Annotated in this window: 15 protein-coding genes and 1 other RNA gene; 15 read left to right on the top strand and 1 reads right to left on the bottom strand. The window is 69.3% G+C overall.

Going from position 1 to position 15,723, the window contains the following annotated elements; translation table 11 throughout:
* Positions 1-196 (bottom strand): helix-turn-helix domain-containing protein (locus E0L17_RS10510; RefSeq protein WP_167931178.1); only part of this gene is annotated, 196 nt, incomplete at its 3' end.
* Positions 197-456: 260 nt separating this feature from the next.
* Between E0L17_RS10510 and ssrA the strand changes: the two genes are divergently transcribed.
* The 15 genes from ssrA to E0L17_RS10435 all read left to right on the top strand — a co-directional run bounded on the left by ssrA (position 457) and on the right by E0L17_RS10435 (position 15,565).
* Positions 457-825: a transfer-messenger RNA gene (gene ssrA, locus E0L17_RS10505) on the top strand.
* 183 nt (positions 826-1,008) lie between these two features.
* Positions 1,009-1,902: a patatin-like phospholipase family protein gene (locus E0L17_RS10500; protein ID WP_167931177.1), complete on the top strand. Its 894-nt coding sequence runs from the start codon at positions 1,009-1,011 to the stop codon at positions 1,900-1,902.
* A gap of 113 nt (positions 1,903-2,015) precedes the next feature.
* Positions 2,016-4,697: a glycoside hydrolase family 31 protein gene (locus E0L17_RS11315; RefSeq protein ID WP_167931176.1), complete on the top strand. Its 2,682-nt coding sequence runs from the start codon at positions 2,016-2,018 to the stop codon at positions 4,695-4,697.
* A 188-nt stretch (positions 4,698-4,885) separates the two neighbouring features.
* Complete coding sequence (gene rplM / locus E0L17_RS10490; RefSeq protein WP_075278931.1) at positions 4,886-5,326, top strand: 50S ribosomal protein L13; 441 nt, start codon at positions 4,886-4,888, stop codon at positions 5,324-5,326.
* 3 nt (positions 5,327-5,329) lie between these two features.
* Positions 5,330-5,725: a 30S ribosomal protein S9 gene (gene rpsI, locus E0L17_RS10485; protein WP_075278930.1), complete on the top strand. Its 396-nt coding sequence runs from the start codon at positions 5,330-5,332 to the stop codon at positions 5,723-5,725.
* A 166-nt stretch (positions 5,726-5,891) separates the two neighbouring features.
* Positions 5,892-7,229 carry a phosphoglucosamine mutase gene (gene glmM, locus E0L17_RS10480; RefSeq protein WP_167931175.1) on the top strand — a complete coding sequence of 446 codons (1,338 nt, stop codon included), beginning with the start codon at positions 5,892-5,894 and terminating at the stop codon, positions 7,227-7,229.
* A gap of 287 nt (positions 7,230-7,516) precedes the next feature.
* A complete protein-coding gene (gene glmS, locus E0L17_RS10475) occupies positions 7,517-9,367 on the top strand; it encodes a glutamine--fructose-6-phosphate transaminase (isomerizing) (protein ID WP_167931174.1) in 1,851 nt (616 codons plus the stop codon).
* A 9-nt stretch (positions 9,368-9,376) separates the two neighbouring features.
* Positions 9,377-9,955 (top strand): holo-ACP synthase, encoded by a 579-nt coding sequence (gene acpS, locus E0L17_RS10470; RefSeq protein ID WP_167931173.1) that lies wholly within the window; start codon positions 9,377-9,379, stop codon positions 9,953-9,955.
* A gap of 5 nt (positions 9,956-9,960) precedes the next feature.
* Positions 9,961-11,571: an NAD(P)H-hydrate dehydratase gene (locus E0L17_RS10465; protein WP_167931172.1), complete on the top strand. Its 1,611-nt coding sequence runs from the start codon at positions 9,961-9,963 to the stop codon at positions 11,569-11,571.
* A gap of 24 nt (positions 11,572-11,595) precedes the next feature.
* Entirely contained in the window at positions 11,596-12,762 is a 1,167-nt protein-coding gene (gene alr / locus E0L17_RS10460) for an alanine racemase (protein ID WP_502706250.1), read from the top strand.
* Positions 12,763-12,796: 34 nt separating this feature from the next.
* Entirely contained in the window at positions 12,797-13,411 is a 615-nt protein-coding gene (locus E0L17_RS10455) for a uracil-DNA glycosylase (RefSeq protein WP_167931179.1), read from the top strand.
* Positions 13,408-13,887 carry a tRNA (adenosine(37)-N6)-threonylcarbamoyltransferase complex ATPase subunit type 1 TsaE gene (gene tsaE / locus E0L17_RS10450; protein ID WP_167931170.1) on the top strand — a complete coding sequence of 160 codons (480 nt, stop codon included), beginning with the start codon at positions 13,408-13,410 and terminating at the stop codon, positions 13,885-13,887. The genes E0L17_RS10455 and tsaE overlap by 4 nt, the downstream gene beginning before the upstream one ends.
* A 171-nt stretch (positions 13,888-14,058) precedes the next feature.
* On the top strand, positions 14,059-14,484 hold the full coding sequence (locus E0L17_RS10445) for a Fur family transcriptional regulator (protein WP_167931169.1): 426 nt from the start codon (positions 14,059-14,061) through the stop codon (positions 14,482-14,484).
* A gap of 59 nt (positions 14,485-14,543) precedes the next feature.
* A complete protein-coding gene (locus E0L17_RS10440; RefSeq protein WP_075278922.1) occupies positions 14,544-15,131 on the top strand; it encodes a rubredoxin-like domain-containing protein in 588 nt (195 codons plus the stop codon).
* A complete protein-coding gene (locus E0L17_RS10435) occupies positions 15,131-15,565 on the top strand; it encodes a DUF3783 domain-containing protein (protein ID WP_167931168.1) in 435 nt (144 codons plus the stop codon). Before E0L17_RS10440 ends, E0L17_RS10435 begins: the two co-directional genes overlap by 1 nt.
* Positions 15,566-15,723 lie beyond the last annotated feature (158 nt).

Here is a 15,723-nt window from a genome sequence, read left to right as displayed (position 1 = left end):
TGCGCGGCGAGGTCACGAAGCGGTGCCTCTCGACCTCGTTGGCGACCGTGGACGGCGCCCGCCCGATCTCGCGGGCTATCTCGCGACACCCCTTCCCGCGGTCGAGCATCCTCTCGATGGTCTGCCGCTCGTGCCTCGTCAGCCTGGCGTACGACCTCTCCGACGGGCCCTTCCGCGCCCTCTTCCTCTTCGGCATGGCTGCCTCCTCGGTGTCTCGGGCCGGCCGATCCGGCCCCCGAGGGGTGATGGTTCCCGGACTCAGCGAGACATGTTTCGATGAGTCTGGTAGGTGTCTCGCTGAACTTGCAAATCGAAGCCCCTTTTGCCTAAAAGGGGACAGGCCCCTTTTAGGCAAGTTCATCGGGTGCAAAACGGGTAGAATACCCTCACGTCGCGCGAGCGGTGCGTACGTTGAAAGCCGCATGGTGGTGGTTCTTCTCGCCTCGCCCGGCAACCGGGGGTGACTGGTTTCGACAGGGTGGGTCTGAGATGGGCAGCAGGCCGTGGTCTCCTCGCCACGCTAAACAGGGGTACCGTCAAATTGAATTGACGACAACAACTCTTTTGAGCCTCAGCTGGCTCTCGCTGCTTAATTAGATAGCGGCGCGCCAATCCGGTGATTGCTCCCGTTGCCGGTGCGGTGTCATCTCAGGGAGATGCTCGGGCGGACGTGGTCGGTATGCCGCCTGAAAAGACCGAACCGACTGGGGTGCCAAGCGCGGGTTACCGGGTGCGCGGCGCCTGAGACCTAACCGGCAACTGAGCCTGGAGACACCTGTCAGGGATCTGCTTTGGACCGGAGTTCGATTCTCCGCACCTCCACCAAATGCGCTGCGGCCGTCGGCCCCATGGGCTGGCGGCCGCTTTTCTGTGTTGCGTTCCCCCTCGGGGCCCGGGGGAGTTTGCTCGTGCAAACGCCAGCGTGGCCAGCGTGGCCGACGGCCTCATTTTGTGCCGCGGCGCCGACCGTGCCACAATGTGGCGAGAAAAACGACGAAGGGGGATCGGATGGACGCGAGGACCAACGTGCCGGCGCTTGTGCTCGAGGGCGGCGGCTTCAGGGGGATGTTCACCGCGGGCGTGATCGACGTGCTCCTGGAGCGTGGCCTCACCGGCTTCTCGAGCATCTGGGGCGTCTCGGCGGGCGCCATCAACGGCTCGAACTTCCGCGCGCGCCAGATCGGCCGCATGATGCGCGACACGCTCGCCTTCCGTGACGACCGGCGATTCATGTCGCTCTGGTCGTTCATCACCACGGGCGACATGGCCGGCGCGGACTTCATGTACGACGAGATTCAGAACCGGCTTGACCCCTGCGACGTCGACACGTTCAACGCGAGCGAGACGCCCCTTTACGTGGTGGCCTCGGACGTCACCTTTGGCGCGCCGGCCTACCTTCCCGTGCGGCGCTACCCCGAGGACATAGACAGGGTGCGGGCCTCCGCCTCCCTGCCCACGGTGTCCCGCATGGTCGAGATCGACGGCCATCGCTATCTCGACGGCGGCACCACGGACTCCATTCCCTTTGAGACGGCGATGGGGCTTCCCGGGGGCGGCGAGGTCGAGGGGCACGTGCCCGCGCGCCGCGCGCTTGTGGTGCTCACGCGCGACAGGGACTATCGGCGCGGCGCGGGCAGCGAGGCGCTCGCCCTGAAGTCGCACCGCTACGACCGCTACCCCTACTACCTGGAGGCGCTCGCGACGCGCGGGGAGCGCTACAACGCGCAGCGCGAGCGGCTGTGGGAGCAGGAGGCGGCGGGCGCGTGCCTGGTCATAGCCCCGGAGGAGCCGGTGACCGTCGGCTCGGCGGAGCGCTCGGGCGAGGCGCTGCTCACGCTCTACCTGCGGGGCCGCCGCCAGGCCGAGGCGCGCCTCGCCGAGATAGACGCCTTTCTCTGCTAGCCGCGCCGCTGGCGTCAGGTTTGTTTGGCACGCACCGTCGCGCGCCAAACAAACCTGACGCCAGCGGCGCGGCGGGTCCCCCAACCAACACCCAACCAACGGAGGAGTGGTACGTGATCGATGTCCGAGTGAGCCCCGAGCTCCCCTATCGGGCGCTCGTTTCCCTTCCTGCCGGCGAGACGAGGCTGCCGTGCCGCATCGCCTTCCTCGAAGAGGGCATAGTCCGCGTCACGGTGGACCCGACGGGGGCGTTCGAGCAGTACACGCGTCCCGTCTCGCCGAGTCACGTCGCGCGCATCCAGGCGCAGCCCGACGAGTCCCCCGTCTACGCGCACCCCTCCGTCGCCGTGCGCGACGGGGGCGACGCGCTCGTGATCCGTGCGGGCGAGACGGAGCTGCTGCTTGGGCGCGCGGACGGAAGGATGGAGCTTCGCCGTCGCGGGCGCGTCGTGATGCGCGAGGCCGCGCCTGCGCGCCTCGGGGAAGGCCGCTCCGCGCAGGAGCTCCGCATCGCGGCGGGCGAGCGGTTCTTTGGCGGCGGCACGCAGAATGGGCGCGTGGAGCACTCGGGCAGCGTCGTGCGCATCGTGACCACGCCCATGAACAGCAACCAGTGGGGTGACGGCGGGGTGGCGTCACCGTGCCCCCTCTTCTGGTCGAGCGCCGGCTACGGGGTGCTGAGGAACACGTTCGCGCCAGGGGCGTACGACTTCGGCTCTACGGGGGACACGCTCGTCGCCGCGCACGAGGACGGCGTCCTGGACGCGTACCTGCTCGTCGCGGATGACCCGGGCGCCGGTCTGCGCCGCGTGGCCCAGGACATCCTGCGCGCCTACTTCAAGGTCACCGGCACCCCGGCGCTGCTCCCAGACTTTGCCTTCTACCTGGGCCATCTCAACGCCTACAACCGCGATGCCTGGTCGTGCGAGCCCGAGGACGGGGCGCAGGCGTGGGTCGTCCGGGGCTCCGCCCCCGCGGACGCCCCGGGAAAGACCCGCTACGAGCTGGGTCGCCGCCGCGGCTACGTGGTGCCCGAGGGGCACCTCGCCGAGTCCCTCAACGGGACCGACGAGGTGCTCTGCGCCTCTGCCGAGAAGTACCGGGGCGTGACCACCTACGAGTTCTCCGCCCGCGCCGTCATCGACGAGCACGCGCGCAACGACATGCCGCTCGGATGGATCCTCCCCAACGACGGCTACGGGTCGGGGTACGGGCACAACGGCTACGAGCGCACGGGCGGCGTGTCGCCGGACGGCGAGAGCTCGCCCGAGCGCCTCGCGGCCATCGCGGCAAACGTCGAGAACCTCGCGTCCTTCTCGGCCTACGCGAACGAGCGCGGCGTCGAGGTGGGCCTCTGGGCCCAGTCGCAGATCACCCCCTCTCCCGACCCGGACGTCACCTGGCAGAACCTGCGCGACTTCCGCGCGGAGGTGTCCCGCGCCGGCGTCCGCGCCCTCAAGACCGACGAGGAGTGGGTGGGGGAGGGCTACTCCTTCGGCCTCAGCGCCACCGAGCAGGGCCACGAGATCCTGGCGGAGGAGACGGGCGGGCGACCCTTCGTCCTCACGCTCGACGGCTGGGCGGGCACGCAGCGCCACGCCGCCGTGTGGTCCGGCGACCAGGATGGCTCCGACTGGGAGTACATCCGTATGCACGTCCCCACGTATCTGGGGCAGGGCCTCTCGGGCAACCCCAACGCGGCCTCGGACCTGGACGGCATCTTCGGCGGCAGCGCCGTCATCGCCACGCGCGACTTCCAGTGGAAGGCCCTCACGCCCGTCATGCTGGACATGGACGGCTGGGGAGCGCTGCCCAAGCTCCCTTACGCCAACGGCGACCCGCACACGGGCATCTGCCGGATGTACCTCAAGCTCAAGAGCCGGCTCATGCCCTACCTCAAGACCTGCGCCGCCTCGGCGTCGTGCGTCGGGGGCTGGGAGGGCAACGACGACCTCGGCCTGCCCATGGTGCGCTCCGTGCTCCTGGCGGACGAGGTCGCGCCGGAGGAGGCGGCCCGCTACGAGTTTTTGCTCGGAGACGCGCTGCTCGTGGCGCCGGTCTATCGCAACACGCGCGCCGACGAGGCGGGAAACGACGTCCGCGACGGCATCTACCTGCCGGGCGGTCCGGATGCCGCCTGGATTGACTACTTCACGGGCGAGCGCCATGCCGGGGGCCGGACGGTCGACGGCGTGCGAGCCCCGCTCTGGAAGCTCCCGCTCTTCGTCCGCGCGGGCGCGATTCTGCCCCTGTGGGAGGCTCACAACAACCCGCGGCGACAGGGCGAGAAGAACCCCGGCGGCCTCGACCGGACCAGGTGCGTGGTGGACTTCTATCCCGGCCCCGGGGAGAGCCGCTACGTGGCGTACGAGGATGACGGCGTCACCTCTGGCGGGCACGTCTCCACGACCTACGCGTGCGTCGAGAGGGGCGGCGGCGTAGAGCTTCTCGCCGAGGCGTCGCGCGGGGGCTACGAGGGGTATGACCCCCTGCGCTCCGTCACGCTCCGGGCGATGGTCGACACGCGCCCCTCCCGCGTGACCGCCCAGCTTGGCGAGAAGGACCTCGAGCTCGTGGAGGTGTCGACCATCGAGGAGCTCGAGGCAGTCGAGCCCGCCCCGGGGACGGCGACGTGGCTCTACGAGGCGGCGCCGGCGATCGAGACCCATGCCCCCGCCGGGGAGCGCGTGCTCGCGGGCATGGTCTCCGGCGTGCGAGGCGCCCCGCGCGTGAGCGTGCGCTTCCCGCGCTCCGACGTGCGCGCCTGCGGCCGGCGCGTCCTTCTCGGCCTCTGACCCCGGAGTCGCGGCACGACCCGGCGTCCGCCATGCGTGTGCGGGTTGTGTGCAAGAAATTCACCTGCTCACGGCGCACGCGATGCGCTATACTCTTACAGCTTTTCCACAGAGCCCCGTAATCTCTGACAAAAGCACGGCGGTTTGTCCAGAAGCCGTCATCTCAGCAGGTACGTAGGAGGAGTCAAGTGAAGAAGTCGACTCAGTTCGCCAAGGCTGGCGAAGTCGAGCGCAAGTGGGTGCTCATCGACGCCGAGGGCGCGACGCTCGGCCGTCTGGCCACCACCGCCGCCATGATTCTTCGTGGCAAGAACAAGCCGCAGTACACCCCCAACGCCGACACCGGTGACTTCGTCGTCGTGATCAACGCCGACAAGGTCGTCCTCACGGGCGTCAAGGCCGATCACAAGCAGTACTGGCGCTACTCCGGCTATCTCGGCGGCCTCAAGCTCGAGAGCTTCCGCGAGGCCATGGAGAAGCACCCCGAGCGCGTCGTCGAGCACGCCATCAAGGGCATGCTCCCCAAGACCACCCTCGGCCGCAAGCAGGGCACCAAGCTCAAGGTCTACGCCGGCCCCGAGCACCCGCACACGGCCCAGAACCCCGTCCAGATCGATTGGAGGGCCTAACCGATGGCTGAGAACACCGTAGTCTACTCCGGCACCGGCCGCCGCAAGGAGGCTGTCGCCCGCGTTCGTCTCGTCCCCGGCACCGGCAAGGTCGTCGTCAACGGCCGCGAGGCCGCCCAGTACTTCGGCCGCCAGCAGCTCGTGGACAACGCCATTGCCCCGCTGCGTCTGACCGAGACCGCCGAGCGCTTTGACGTCCTCGCCAACTGCGATGGCGGCGGCATCACCGGCCAGGCCGGCGCGCTGCGCCTGGGCATCGCCCGCGCCCTTCTCGACGCCGGCGAGTACCGCGAGGACCTCAAGAAGGCTGGCTTCCTCACCCGTGACGCCCGCGCCGTCGAGCGCAAGAAGTACGGCCTCAAGAAGGCCCGCAAGCGCCCGCAGTTCTCCAAGCGCTAAGGCGTTTCCTTGCCCTTTCGGGCCTGTCGGCACGTTGCCGGCAGGCCCGTTTTTTATTACAAATCCCCCACATGTCCTGCGGTGACACTTGCCCCGCGCTTTGCGTGAGTGCGAGAATGTGCGGAGCAAAACGTACCCGCCCCCGTCTCTCGTTGGAGGGAACAGCATGAAGTACTTTGGCACCGACGGCTTCCGCGGCCGTGCAAACGAGGGCCTCAACGTCGAGCACGCCTTCAAGATCGGCCGCTTCGTGGGCTGGTACTACGGGGCGCGCCAGGATCGCAAGGCGCGCGTCGTCGTGGGCAAGGACACCCGTCGCTCGAGCTACATGTTCGAGTCCGCGCTCGTGGCCGGCCTCGTGGCCTCTGGTGCCGACGCCTACCTGCTGCACGTCATCCCCACGCCCGGCGTGGCGTACGAGACCGTCGACGGCCGCTTCGACTGCGGCATCATGATCTCCGCGTCGCACAACCCCTACACCGACAACGGCATCAAGCTCGTGAACGGCGAGGGCTACAAGATGGACGAGGACGTCCTCGAGAAGATCGAGTCCTACATCGACGGAGAGATCGACGTGCCGCTCGCCACCGGCGACGCCATCGGCTGCACCGTCGACTACATGCAGGGGCGCAACCGCTACATCGCCCACCTCATCGCGAGCGCGAACTTCTCGCTCCAGGGCGTGAAGGTCGGCCTCGACTGCGCCAACGGCGCGGCGTCCTCCGTGGCCAAGCCCGTCTTCGACGCCCTCGGCGCCGACGTCCGCGTGATCAACAACAGCCCAGACGGCTTCAACATCAACGTGGACTGCGGCTCCACCCACATCGACCGCCTCCGCCGCCATGTCGTGGAGCAGGGCCTCGACGTGGGCTTCGCCTACGACGGCGACGCCGACCGCTGCCTTGCCGTGGACGAGCGCGGCAACGTGGTGGACGGCGACCTCATCCTCTACATCTGCGGCGTCTACCTCAACAAGCACGGCCGCCTCACGGCCGGCACCGTGGTCCCCACCGTCATGAGCAACTACGGCCTGTTCAAGGCGCTCGACGAGGCGAGCCTCTCCTATGAGACCACCGCCGTGGGCGACAAGAACGTCTACGCCTGCATGCGCGAGAACGGCTACAGCCTGGGCGGCGAGCAGTCCGGCCACATCATCTTCGGCGACATCGAGTGCACGGGCGACGGCATCATGACGTCGCTGCGCGTGATGGAGGTCTACCGCGCCGAGCGCGAGAAGCTCTCGCAGCTCGCCGCGCCGGTGAAGCTCTATCCCCAGGAGCTCGTGAACGTCCGCGTGACGGACAAGGACGCCGCCATGTCCGACGAGGGCGTGCTCGCGGCCGTCAAGAAGGCGGAGGAGTTCCTCGAGGGCCAGGGCCGCGTGCTCGTGCGCGCCTCGGGCACCGAGCCGCTGGTGCGCACCCTCGCCGAGGCGCCCACCGACGAGCTCTGCAAGCAGGCCAACGCCTTCGTGCTCGACGCGCTGGAGAAGTTCCGCGCGTAAGACCGCGCGGCCCAAGATTGTCCAAAACGTCGCGAGTCCCCCGCAGCTCCGGTGCGCGGGGGACTCGCGACGTTTCTCGGCCGCGAAGCGTCGCCATGGCTCCGCACAAGCGCCGCGCGGGTCCGTGGCGACATGTTCGCGTGGCGAGAAGAACGGGCCTCGCGCCGGAGGTGGCCGGACTGTTACGGCATGTCGTGGTTTCCGGGTCTGCTGCGGGCGGTGCGTGCCGTCACTGGTACAATCTGAGCACGTGACTCAAACGCACCCAATCCCCTGAGGAGGCCCTCATGTGCGGAATCGTAGGCTACACCGGTAGGGACCAGGCGGTCGGCTACCTGCTCGAGGGCCTCTCGACCCTCGAGTATCGCGGCTACGACTCCGCCGGCGTCGAGGTCGTCGGTACGGACGGCGAGCTGCACGGGGTCAAGTGCGCGGGGCGCGTGGCGACCCTCGCCGAGCGCTGCGAGACCGCGAACCTCGTGGGCACCTGCGGCATCGCCCACACGCGCTGGGCCACGCACGGCGCTCCCACCGACAAGAACTCCCACCCGCACCGCGACTGCACGGGCCGCATCGCCATCGTGCACAACGGCATCATCGAGAACTTCCGCGAGCTGCGCGGCTATCTGCAGCGCATCGGCCACACGCTCGTCTCCGACACGGACTCCGAGGTGATCGCGCACCTCATCGAGGACGCGTGGGCGGGCCCCTGCAAGGGTGACCTCGTGACCGCGGTGCGGCACGCGTGCCGCCGGCTCAGGGGATCGTGGGCCCTCGCCGTCGTGTGCGCCGACGCGCCCGGGGAGATCGTGTGCGCCCGCAACGGCTCCCCGCTCGTCGTTGCCTCGACGGAGCGGGGTGCCTACGCCGCCTCCGACGTCACCCCGCTCGCCGGCGTCACCTCCCACGTCATCCAGCTCGAGAACGGCCAGTTTGCCCGCCTCGAGCAGGGCGGTGCCGTGACCGTCTACGATGAGGAGGGCCTCGTCGTGGACGACCCCGCGACGATGGACATCGACTGGGACGCCTCGGCGGCGACGCTCGGCGGCTACGCCGACTTCATGGCCAAGGAGATCGCCGAGCAGCCCGAGGCCATCGAGCGCCTGCTCTCCGGCCGCCTCGGCGAGAAGGGCATCGTGCTCGACGAGCTTTCCATGAGCGAGCACGACCTCGCGGCCATCGACCGCGTCTACCTCATCGCCTGCGGCACGTCCTACCACGTGAGCCTCATCGCGCGGACCCTCATCCAGACCTGGGCGAAGGTTCCCGTCGTGTGCGACTACGCCTCCGAGTTCAACTACGAGCAGGACGTGCTGGTGACGCCGCACACCCTCTGCGTGATCATCACGCAGTCGGGCGAGACGGCGGACACCCTCACCGCCGCACGTCGCATGAAGGGGATGGGCTGCAAGGTCTTCGCGGTGACCAACGTGCTCGGCTCCACGGCGGCGCGCGAGGCCGACGGCGTGCTCTACGTGCAGGCGGGCCCGGAGGTCTGCGTGGCGTCCACGAAGGCCTACACCGCGCAGATGGTGGCGAGCGCGCTGCTCGCCCTGCGGCTGGCCCAGGCCAAGCGGCAGATGGACCTGCCCGAGGTGAGCCGTCACTATCGCGACCTCTGCGCCATCCCCGACCTCATCCGCGAGGTCATCTCGCGCTCCTGGCAGGACAAGCGCGCCGCCGCGGTCTTCCGCCGCGCGCACTCGGCGCTCTTCCTCGGCCGGGGCGTCAATGCGACGACGGCCTACGAGGGGTCGCTCAAGCTCAAGGAGATCAGCTACCTGCACGCCGAGGCCTATCCGGCGGGGGAGATGAAGCACGGCCCCATTGCCCTGCTCGAGCCGGGCTTCCCGGTGGTCGCCATCGTCCCGGCTGACCGCGTGCACGACAAGACCGTCTCCAACATCCAGGAGGTCATCGCGCGCGGCGCCACGTGCGTCGCCGTCGCCACGGACGGCGACGAGGCCGTGGCCTCGCTCGTCGAGCACGTCCTGTGGATCCCGCCGGTGCCCGACGAGCTGCTCGTGCCCATCGTCGCGGTGGTGCACCTGCAGATCCTCGCCCGCTACGTGGCCAGGACGCGCGGCTGCGACGTCGACAAGCCGCGCAACCTCGCGAAGTCCGTGACCGTCGAGTAGGTGGTGCGAGTGGCGACGGCAGGCATAGGGGTCGACATGCTCGAGATCTCGCGCATGGAGCGCGTGCTCGAGCGGCGTCCCAGCTTCGCGCGCCGCGTCTTCACGGACGAGGAGCGCGCCTACTGCGAGAAGAGCGCGCGTCCGGCGGAGCACTACGCCGCGCGCTTCGCCGCGCGCGAGGCCGTGCTCAAGGCGCTGGGAACGGGCTTCTCCGGGGGGATCGGCCTGCGTGACGTGTCGGTGACGCGCGATGAGGCGGGCCGGCCCCGCATTCTTCTCGCCGGCCGCGCGGCCGAGGTCGCGCGCGAGAAGGGCGTGCGGGAGATCGCGCTCTCCATCTCGCACACGCGAGACGTCGCGGTGGCGAACGCGCTCGCGGTGACCGACGAGGTGCGCCCCGCCCCGCCCGAGCGCGACGACGCGGCACGCCGGCTGGCGGCCTCCTTCAAGGAGGCCAGGGCGGTGCTCGACGAGCTCGAGCGCGTCCAGGAGGGCCTGCTCGACGACATGGCAGGGACCGACGAGCCGAAAGGCTCCGTCTCGGGCGACCAGGTCGACCCGGACGGACAACCTTCTCTCGAGGAGTGATTCACATGCAGCCTGTGCTTAACATCGAGGACGTGAAGCGCGTCGAGGTCGCCCTCACGCGGGAGGGCGTGAGCGTCTCCGAGCTCATGCACCGTGCCGGCTTTGCCGCGGCGCAGGAGGTCATCGAGCTGGGGGATGTTGACAACGTCGTGGTGCTCGTGGGCCTGGGCAACAACGGCGGTGACGGCTGGGTCGCCGCCGAGGCGCTGCACTCGCGCGGCATCAACGTCAAGGTGGTCACCCCGATCGAGCCGGACGAGCTTGCCGGCGACCTCGCGCGGCAGGTCGCGCAGAGCGCCGTGAAGTCCGGCATCGAGCCGGTGGTGGGCCCCTCGCGCGACGAGCTCGAGGGCCTGCTGGAGACCGCCGACGTCGCGCTCGACTGCATGCTCGGGACGGGCTTTCACGGAGAGGTCCGCGCCCCCTTCGACATCTGGATCGACTGCGTGAACGCCTGCCCGGCGCGCGTGGTCTCGGTCGACGTGCCGAGCGGCCTTTCCGGCCAGACGGGCCACGCCGCGCGCTCCTGCGTGATCGCGGACATGACGGTCACGATGCTCGCGCTCAAGCCCGGCCTGCTCGCCGACGACGGGCGCGACGTGTGCGGCGCAATCGTCGTGGCGCCGCTCGCCGAGCAGACCGAGCGCCTGGTGATCGAGGCCGACCCGGTCGCATGGCGCACGGACCTCGCCGACTACCTCGGCGTCCTCGCGCCGCAGACGCTCTCCGTCGACAAGTTCTCGCGCGGCTCGGTGCTCGTCGTGGGCGGCTCGTGCCGCTTCCCGGGAGCGGCGGTCATGGCCGCGCGCGCCGCGGCCCGCATGGGCGCGGGATACGTGACGCTCGCCGTCCCCGCCTCTGCCGCGCTTGCCGCCCAGGCACACCTGCTCGAGATTCCCGTCGTGCCGCTGCCGGAGGACGCCGAGGGGACGATCTCCTCCGACGCCAAGGACGTCGTGTGCAAGCTGGCGGAGGGCGCCTCGGCCGTGCTCGTGGGTCCGGGCATGCGCGTCTCGGGCGGGACGTCGTCGGTCGTCTCCGCCCTCCTCGGCATCGACGTGCCCCTCGTCATCGACGCCGACGGCCTCAACTGCCTCTCCCGCCTCACCAACGGGGCGCTCCCTGACTTCCCCGAGATCACGAGGCGCCGCGCGCCGCTCGTGCTCACCCCGCACCGCGCCGAGCTCGGAAGGCTCGTCGGGCAGGCCTCCAACCCGCCCGACTCCCTCGTGGGACAGCTCGACGCCGCGCGCAAGATCATCTGGGCCGACGGCGGCTCCGAGCTCGTGGTGGTGACGAAGGGCTGTGCGACGGGATGCGTGAGCGTCGAGCAGGCCGTGCTGCCCAAGCCCGGCCCGGCGGCGCTCGCCACGGCGGGCTCGGGGGACGTCCTTGCCGGCATGATGGCCTCCGCCCTCGCCCAGCGCGCCGGCGAGGACGTCGACCTCGCCCTTCTCGCCGCGTACGTGTGCGAGATCCACGGCTACGCCGGGTCCCTCGCCGCCGAGCGCGTCGGCTCGCGCGCGGTGATGGCGTGCGACCTCATCGACGTGGTGGGCCTTGCCTCCGACGCCGTGGAGGAGCACGCCTCCTATCCTGACGGACTGGCCGAGTAGGCCGCGGCGCGAGGGGAGATGGCCATGGGCAGGGATTCCGTGAAGAGCCCGGACACCAGGTGGTCCTGGGTCGAGGTGAACCTCGCGGCGCTGCGTCGCAACGTCACGGCGTTCAGGCGCCTTCTGGGGCGCGGCACGCAGATGATGTGCGTCGTCAAGGCGGACGCCTACGGGCACGGGGCCGTGCCGTGCGCGCGGACCATGCACGCCGCGGGCGCCAACCAGTTTGCCGTCGCCACGGTGCGAGAGGGCATCGCGCTGCGCGAGGCCGGCATCGAGTGGCCCATCCTCATCCTCTCCGAGCCTCCCGTCGACTGCGTCCGGACGCTCGTGGAGTACGACCTCATGCCGGCCGTCTACACGGCCGACTTCGCGCTCGCCCTCGGCGAGGCGGCCGCCGCCGAGAACCGCGTGGCGCGCTACCACCTCGCCATCGACACGGGCATGACGCGCATCGGCGTGCGCCGCGCGGACGTGGTGGAGCTTCGCCGCACGATCGACTTCCACCGAGGGCTGGAGTGCGCGGGCACCTTCACCCACTTCGCCACCGCCGACGTGCTCGACGACTGGGACTTCGCCCTGCAGCTCAACCGCTTCCGCGAGGCGGTCGAGGCCCTGCGTGGCGCGGGGCTCGACACCGGGCTCGTCCACTGCGACAACACCCCGGGGACGATCCTCCACCCGGAGTGCCGCTTCGACATGTGCCGCGTGGGCGTGGGCCTCTACGGCCTGCATCCCGCCGACACCACGCTCGGGCAGATCGACCTCGAGCCGGTCATGAGCGTGCGCGGCCGCATCGTCCGGGTCCTCTATCCCAACGTGGGCGACGGCGTGGGCTACGGCCTCACGTATCGCGTCCCCAAGCAGAACATCCAGATCGCGACCGTCCCCATCGGCTATGCCGACGGCCTCGCGCGCGAGCTCTCCAACAACATGGACGTCCTCGTGGGCGGGTGCCGCTGCCGTCAGGTCGGCAACATCTGCATGGACCAGTTCATGTTCGCGGTGGACGTCAACGGCGCGCGCTCGTATCGGCCGACGCGACCGGTCGAGTACGGCGACGTGGTCACCATCATCGGCGCGGACGGCGACGAGCGCATCACCGCCGACGAGATGGCCAGCCTGCGCAACACCATCAACTACGAGGTGGTCTGCGACTTTGGCATGCGCCTGGAGAAGGTCTATGCCTAGGCGTCCCGCAGCCGAGAGAAGGGGGCTCGACCTCATGGCCGTCATGCACATTCCCGGACACGAGCATCAGAGGCCGCGCGAGGTCACGCTCCAGGAGATCCGCGACCTCATGGGCAACTGCCAGCTCTGCCCGCTCGGCGCCACGCGCACGAACCTCGTCTTCGGCGTGGGCAACCCGCACGCCCGCGTGATGTTCATCGGCGAGGGCCCCGGCCGCAACGAGGACCTGCAGGGCGAGCCCTTCGTGGGCGCCGCTGGCCACAAGCTGGACGCGCTTCTCAGCTGCGCCGGCCTCACGCGCGACGAGATCTACATCGCCAACGTGGTGAAGTGCCGACCGCCCGGAAACCGCAACCCCAGGCCCGAGGAGATCGAGGCCTGCGCGCCCTTCCTGCGCGAGCAGATCCGCTCGATCTGGCCGGACGTCATCGTGTGCCTGGGCAACTTCGCCTCCCAGTTCGTATTGAGGACCAACGCGGGCGTGACCACGCTGCGCGGAAGGCTTCACCAGACGGGGCACTTCGTGGTGTGCCCCACGTTCCATCCGGCGGCATGCATCTACCATGCCGAGTGGCAGCCGCTGCTCGAGGCGGATCTCACGATGGTGGGGGAGTGGCTCGCCGCTCACCCCGCGGGGGAGGCACGATGAGCGAGAAGAGCTTCCGCACGTGCTCGCGCGACGAGACGATCGCGCTCGGCGAGCGGCTCGGTCGCGCCCTCGCCGCCGGCGACGTGCTCGTGCTGACGGGCGACCTGGGGGCGGGGAAGACCCAGCTCACCAAGGGCATTGCCGCCGGCATGGGCGTGACGGACGACGTTACGAGCCCCACGTTCACCATCGAGATGGTCTACCAGGGCGCGGAGATGCCGCTCTACCACTTCGACCTCTATCGCCTGGACGACCCGGACCAGCTGGAGGACACGGGCATCTTTGACGTGCTCGGCGCCGACGGCGTGTGCTCGATCGAGTGGGGCGAGCAGTTTGCGGACGAGATCGGCGACGCGCGCGTGGACGTCTTCGTGACCCGTCTCGACGACGAGGCGGCTCCCGGCGAGGAGCCGCCGCGCGAGGTGCGGCTCGTTGCGCACGATGGGCGAGGAGAGGCACTTCTCGCCACGCTGTAGCGCGTCAGTGCCGTCATGCCAATGGCGTCAGGTTTGTTTGGCACGCGTGAAGGCGCGTGCCAAACAAACCTGACGCCATTGGCATGACGGCACTGGCACAAGATAGTAAAAATTCCCAATTGATACTGAGTATCAATATGCTATCCTGAGACCGACACGAGGGAGGTGGACATGCCGACGAGAAACACCGTGCAGCGTGCGATCATCGCGGACGAGCTCGTTCGCCTGGCGGACCACCCTACCGCCGACGAGGTCTATGAGTCCGTTCACGAGGAGCATCCCACGATCAGCCGGGCGACGGTCTACCGTACGCTCAACAGGCTCTCCGACGAGGGGAAGATCGGGCGGGTGCGCATCAACAACGGGGCGGACCGCTTTGACCATCGCTCGTTCCCGCACTACCACGTGCGCTGCGTGCGCTGCGGCAGGGTGGACGACGTCATGATCGACCCCATCGGGGAGGACGTGAACGAGGCGGCGGCCAAGGTGTCCGGCTATCGGATCTGCGGGCACAGCCTGCAGTTTGACGGCATCTGCCCCGCGTGCCAGCAAGAGGCGGCACCTACGGACCGAGAGTCTCTCGGGACGTGTGCATAGGAGAGGACGGCGAGGCCGAGGGGGCCTCGCCACCTACGAGACAACGAGGAGGTTTCACGATGGACAAGTGGGTCTGCAAGGTCTGCGGTTACATCTACGAGGGCGCCGAGCCGCCGGCGGAGTGCCCGGTCTGCCACGCTCCGGCCAGCCAGTTCGAGAAGGTCGAGGGTGAGCTCAAGCTCGCCGCCGAGCACGAGTACGGCATCTACGGCAAGACCGTGAAGGACAACCCCGACATCTCCGACGAGGACAAGGCCTACATCCTCGAGCAGCTCAAGGCCAACTTCACCGGCGAGTGCTCCGAGGTCGGCATGTACCTCTGCATGGCCCGCATCGCCCACCGCGAGGGCTACCCCGAGATCGGCCTCTACTGGGAGAAGGCCGCCTACGAGGAGGCCGAGCACGCCTCCAAGTTCGCCGAGCTGCTCGGCGAGGAGCTCGAGCCCAACATGAAGGCCTCCACCAAGGCCAACCTCGCCTGGCGCGTCGACTGCGAGTTCGGCGCCACGCAGGGCAAGACGGAGCTCGCCACCTGCGCCAAGAAGAACAACCTCGACGCCATCCACGACACCGTCCACGAGATGGCGCGCGACGAGGCCCGTCACGGCAAGGCTCTCAAGGGCCTGCTCGAGCGCTACTTCGGCTAATGGCTGGCAGGCCGAGGAAGAAGGCCGCCGGATCGAAGAAGGTCAAGCCCTCGGGGCCCGCGCCGTGCGCGGTGCTCTGGGGGCTTGACCCCTCTGTCGAGAAGGGCGCGGCGGTCCGGGCGGTGCTGAAGGAGATGGGCGTGGTCGCGCGCACGGCACTTCCGGAGCGCCTGGGCGACCCGGCGGGCGCGTTCGCGCGGATGCCGGGGTTCCGTCCGGCGCCGCTGCCCTATGCGGGCCCGACCCCGGCGGCGGAGGAGTTCGTGCTCCTGTGCGGTCTCACCGACGCGCAGGTGGACGAGTTTCTCGCCCGATCGCGCGAGACCGGGTGCGTCGTGGGCCCCAAGGCCCTGCTCACCAAGACCAACCGCGCGTGGCCGCTCGCGCGCCTGATCGACGCCGTCTGCGCCGAGCACGCCGCCAACGCCTCCTGACGCAACCCGATTGCCTTTGCCAGGTTTTGCGCCTCCGCGTTTGCACGAGCAAACTCCGCGGGTTCTTCTCGCCCCAACTGGGAAAACCTTGGAATCGGGCGGTTTTGTCCGGAGGTTTGCACGAGCAAACTCCGGGCCGCGCGCGCCGTTCGGAATGG

The sequence above is a fragment of the Olsenella sp. SW781 genome, assembly GCF_012027725.1.
Lineage (GTDB): Bacteria > Actinomycetota > Coriobacteriia > Coriobacteriales > Atopobiaceae > Thermophilibacter.
Note: the sequence above shows the minus strand (reverse complement) of the source record. Positions and strands in the feature narration are given on the sequence as shown.